Annotated in this window: 2 protein-coding genes; one reads left to right on the top strand and one right to left on the bottom strand. The window is 52.3% G+C overall.

All coding sequences use genetic code 11. The features are described 5' to 3' along the window. Positions 1–53: 53 nt before the first annotated feature. A complete protein-coding gene (locus KDK15_RS02990) occupies positions 54–3155 on the bottom strand; it encodes an FAD-binding and (Fe-S)-binding domain-containing protein (RefSeq protein ID WP_257293883.1) in 3102 nt (1033 codons plus the stop codon). Between the two features lie 390 nt (positions 3156–3545). On the opposite strand from KDK15_RS02990, the gene KDK15_RS02985 reads away from it, so the two are divergent. Then, positions 3546–4703 carry an LDL receptor domain-containing protein gene (locus KDK15_RS02985; protein WP_257293882.1) on the top strand — a complete coding sequence of 386 codons (1158 nt, stop codon included), beginning with the start codon at positions 3546–3548 and terminating at the stop codon, positions 4701–4703. The last annotated feature ends 180 nt before the right edge of the window (positions 4704–4883 follow it).

Genomic DNA, 4883 nt, shown 5'->3' with positions numbered 1-4883 from the left:
GGTGGCGCAAAACATTTTCTCGCGCCATGGGCATTTGTGGTTTAAAAAAACGGCTAATTCAAAGCCTGCTGCTTCATCACCTGCAGCAGTGCCTGAACCGGGTGTGGAATCTTGTCATCGCCATAACGTTTCACCTGGCTGCGGCAGGAATAACCGGTAGCCACCAGCCTGCCACTGTTTTCAGGGTTCTGCACAACGTCCTTCCAGCTCATATCGTAGAGCTTTCTTGATATTTCCTGATTGCGGGTCTCATGGCCATAGATGCCTGCCATCCCACAACAGCCGGTGGCTTTATAGGTGAGTTTAAGGCCCAGGTCACTGAATAACTGTTGCCATTGAGCAGGGGCGGCAGGGACATTGGAAATTTCTGTGCAGTGGCCGAGTAGCACAAAGTCTTCTGTCTCAGCGCTGGCAAGGTTTATTTGCAACTGACGTATTGTTTCTGACTGTCTGGCAAACCATTCGGACAGGAGCAGTACTTCTGGGGAGCCGTCAGCCATAAGAAAGTCTTCGCCCATCACTTCCCGGTATTCATCCCGATAGGTCAGGGTAACCGCAGCATCAATCCCCACCAGGCTGATGCCACTGTCGGCCAGTGCTTTCAGCTCCTCACCATTGGTTCTGGCGATTTTTTCAAACCGGCCCAGGAACCCATAGACATGGAGCACCTTACCATTGGGTTGGTAAGGGGCAATCAATGGGCGGTAGCCAAGTCGAATCAGCAGCTCAACCAGGTCGGTCAGCAGTGGTGTGTCAAAGAAGCTGGTAAAGGCATCCTGAATAATAATGACGGTTTTATCCCGTTCACTGTCGGGGATGGCATCCAGCAACGTGCGGTTGGCAATGGCCGCACCAGCACGACAACAGTCGTTAACCGGCGATGAACTGGTAATCGCCGGAATATCCTGCAGACCAATGGTTTTGCTGGCAAGGGTATTGGCAACTGACCAGCCCATGACCAGATTGTAAGCCGGTTTGACCTTGGCGAGTACCGGCAGCATTGGCTCCAGCAAACCGGCCACATGGTGTTTGACCGGTCTTGGGTAGCGGCCGTGGTAAAGTTCAAAATAACGGGAACGCAGGTCGGGAACATTGACCTGAATCGGGCATTGCCCGGCACAGGACTTACAGCTCATGCAGCTATCCAGAGCCCCATAGACCTGATGGCTGAAGTCCTCTTCACCCCGCCATTTGTTCACCAGGTTAATCAGTTTCTGACCACCGTTGTAGAGTGGGCCCGCCTGACGGATCTTATGGCTTTCACCAGCTATGTCGGCACCAGCGGCGGTTTGTAACCGCAGCCATTCCCGCACCAGACCAGACCGGCCTTTCGGGGATTGCGTCCGGTCGCAGGTGGCTTTCCAGGTGGGGCACATGGCGCTGTTGGGGTTGTAATTAAAGCAGGCACCGTTGCCGTTACAGTAAAGGCTGCTGGTGAACTCGGCAAAGGCATTGCGCTCAATTTCCCGGTCCTGCTGGCCACGGGTGGGCACTTCATCAATCTTCAGCAGCTGAACCGGTTCTGGCAAGGTGGCGGGGGTGGCAATCTTGCCGGGGTTTAACTGGTTGTAAGGATCAAATACGCCTTTAATTTCCTGCAGCACCGGGTAGAGGTCGGCAAAGAAGTCCGGTGCGTATTCCGAGCGGACCCCTTTACCATGCTCGCCCCAGAGCACACCACCATAACTTCTGGCCAGTGCAGCCACGTCATCACTGATTAACCGGACCAGTTTCTCCTGTTCCGGGTCTTTCATATCGATGGCCGGGCGAACATGGAGAACACCGGCATCCACATGCCCGAACATGCCATAGGAAAGCTGGTGACTGTCCAGTAGAGCCCGGAAGGCTTGAATAAAGTCAGCGAGATGTTCCGGGGGAACGGCCACATCTTCCACAAAGGGTATAGGGCGTGCGTCGCCTTTCATATTGCCCAGCAGCCCGACAGCCTGCTTGCGCATGTTCCAGATTTTTTTAACATTGCCGGTGCCTTTCACTACGCTGTGACCGGCACGCCAGATACTGACCGGTTTTTCCAGCTCTGCTTTCAGGCGATCGATACCCTGCTGAATCTCCGCTTCATCGTCGCCGGTAAACTCGACAAAGTTGATGCCGTCAATATCATCACTCCCTTGTTCTGACGAGCCCGGTGGAAAAAAATCTTTGACACTTTCCCAGACACTGTCGGCCTTTGCCAGCCCAAGCACACGGGAATCGATGGTTTCAATGGAATCTGGCTGCGCAGACATCAGTGTTTGGGCATCCTGCAGCGAGTCCTGGAAACTTTTGTAGAAAACCAGCACCAGGGCAGAATGCCCGGGGATAGGCAGCAGGTTAACTTTAATCTCACTGATGATCGCCAGGGTACCTTCGGAACCACAGAGAATGGCATTCAGATCATGCTGGTTATCTTTATTGACAATATTGGCCAGGTCATAGCCGGTCAGGTTTCTGTTCAGGTGAGGGAATACTTCCGACACCTGTTGTTGATGTTCGCTGTGGGTCTTTTTCAGGGTGTTATAAATCGCACCAATACGGTCCTGTCGCTGACACAGTTGCTCAAGTTGATCGTTGTCCACCGGTGAGGAGTTCCACACCGTGCCATCGGCAAGTACTGAGGTCAGTTCAAGTACATGGTGTCGGGTTTTGCCATACACCACAGAACCCTGACCGCTGGCATCGGTATTCACCATGCCGCCCACGGTTGCCCGGTTGCTGGTGGAGAGTTCCGGGGCAAAGAACAGGCCTTCATCAGCCGCCAGCTGGTTCAGGTAGTCTTTGACCACGCCGGATTGAACCCTGGCCCAGCGCTCTCTGGTATTGATCTCCAGCACCCGGTTCATATAACGACTGGTGTCCACCATAAAGCCAGATGTCAGCGACTGACCATTGGTGCCGGTACCACCACCACGGGGAGACACAACGATCGGGTGGAACTCCGGCTTATTGGCAAGGGTGAGAATCTTGCTGATGTCTGCCGTTGAGCGAGGGTAGAGCACTCCCTCTGGCAGTACCTGGTAGATCGAATTGTCCGTTGCCAGAACGGTTCGGTCGGCATAACCCAGCTCAATATCCCCGCTAAAGCCTGCCGAGGCCAGTTCACGGGCAAAGTGGCTATATAAGGTATTTGTCGTTTTCTGGTCCAGCCTGCTGATCACCGCTTTACTCCCCATCAATCCCGTGGGGTATTGTACGTAAAGCAGGGAAGGTAGGGAACAAAAGGTGGCGGGTTTGCGATTAACCCTGGGAGGTAGTCTATTCCCGGACAGCCTCCTGGTGCAGCCAAGTTCTTTTATACATAATACAGGCCGTTCGTTCCCACGGTTCCCCGTGGGAATGCATAGCGGAGCCTGCAGGATGTGATGTTAAATATTTGGGTGCGAGTATTAGAAAAACATCTATCTTACTGCCATAACCTATGGACTGGTTAGCCTTTGGCGACTGACCAGGAAGTGTTCAAGAATCAACCGCCCTGGTCTGGTAACTGCGCATCGTGCCATGGGTACATTTGCATGGAGGAATTATCGGACTATCCAAAAGGTTATCAAATGAAAGTTGAATCCTCATTACCAAACGCATTCAACCCACAGGCTATGGTCATGCCCGCAGAAACCTCCAAGAGGGCAGGTATCACCATTTGCCAGGAATGTATCCGATGCGGTAATGACTTGGCGCAAAAGCCGGAGCACAAACCGATTGTTGACTACAAGGTAAGTCAACTTGCCAGTCATGCCTTGCAGGCCGGAACAATTTTGGTGCGCCGTGCGGCGGGTTTTGCTTTCAATCAGGTGATGAGTTCACCCTATGTTGGTGCTGTGGCACCAGGGCTAAAAGAATCACTGCTTGTTTTGGCGGTTTTGTATAATCAGCAGCAGGCGGCTCAGGCGGCAACAATACCAGAAGCAATGACAACTTCTGCAAACACCCCAACATCCAGCCCAACCACAGTGCCTGGGTGGACATGCGATCCTGATCAATTCCTGTGTGAAAACGACCGATGCATTAGTAACCAGTTTAGATGTGATGGAAGTGATGATTTTCTTACGGTGGATTGTGGTGATGGCTCCGATGAAGAGAACTGTACACGGGATGTATGTAAAACCTTAGGGCGGTTTATTTGTGATAACGGCCAATGTTTATCTTCCATTCTTCGATGCAATGGGTCGCCCAATTGTCGTGATCACTCGGATGAGCGGGCGGAGTTATGCAACAATGTAACAACGCCAGCACAAACCACAACGCCCGGACAACTCACAAACCCCGGACAACTCACGACGTCGGGAAAACTCACGACGTCGGGACAACTCACGACGTCAGGACAACTCACGACGTCGGGACAAATCGCAACGTCGGGACAAATCGCAACGTCGGGACAAACCAATCTTGTAACCAGTTCTATTAATACAGAATTTGAACAACTGGCAGGCTCCTCAAACGAACTCTCAGCCTATGCCTTGTACGCTATACCTGCTGTCTTCACAATGGGAGTCGGCTCATGCGCCTACGCCATTTGTGCCTATGCAAGCTACAAGGCCATTAAGCAGGCTAATCCGGCATTACCAACAGGGCAAGCGTTATCAAGGTCACTCTGGCATCCGTTGTCTTTCCGGGAGTCCCAACAGCAACTGGCAGCTGTATCAGCCCCATCAACTGGCTCTGATAGAGCGCCGGAAGCACTTGAAATCCAGTTGCAGAGGCCTGTTTAGACCAAATTTGACTGTTAATAAATGTTACTTCTGAGCTGGCGAGGCAGATTTTCCCCACACTCAATAAAAGACAGTCGTACAACATACAGACGGTAGCGTGTACGAGACAAAGGAAGCGTTGTTACCTACCTCTTGATTAAAACCGCAACGAGCGCAACATTCGTTGTTATGATCCGAGGC

It is taken from the genome of Endozoicomonas sp. YOMI1, assembly GCF_024606345.1.
Taxonomy (GTDB): Bacteria; Pseudomonadota; Gammaproteobacteria; order Pseudomonadales; family Endozoicomonadaceae; genus Endozoicomonas.
The sequence above is the reverse complement of the archived record's forward strand: the minus strand, read 5'-3'. Positions and strand labels throughout refer to the sequence as shown.

Coding starts and splice junctions, on each gene's coding strand:
- KDK15_RS02985 (WP_257293882.1), top strand. CDS start 3,546: ATGAAAGTTGAATCCTCATTACCAAACGCATTCAACCCACAGGCTATG.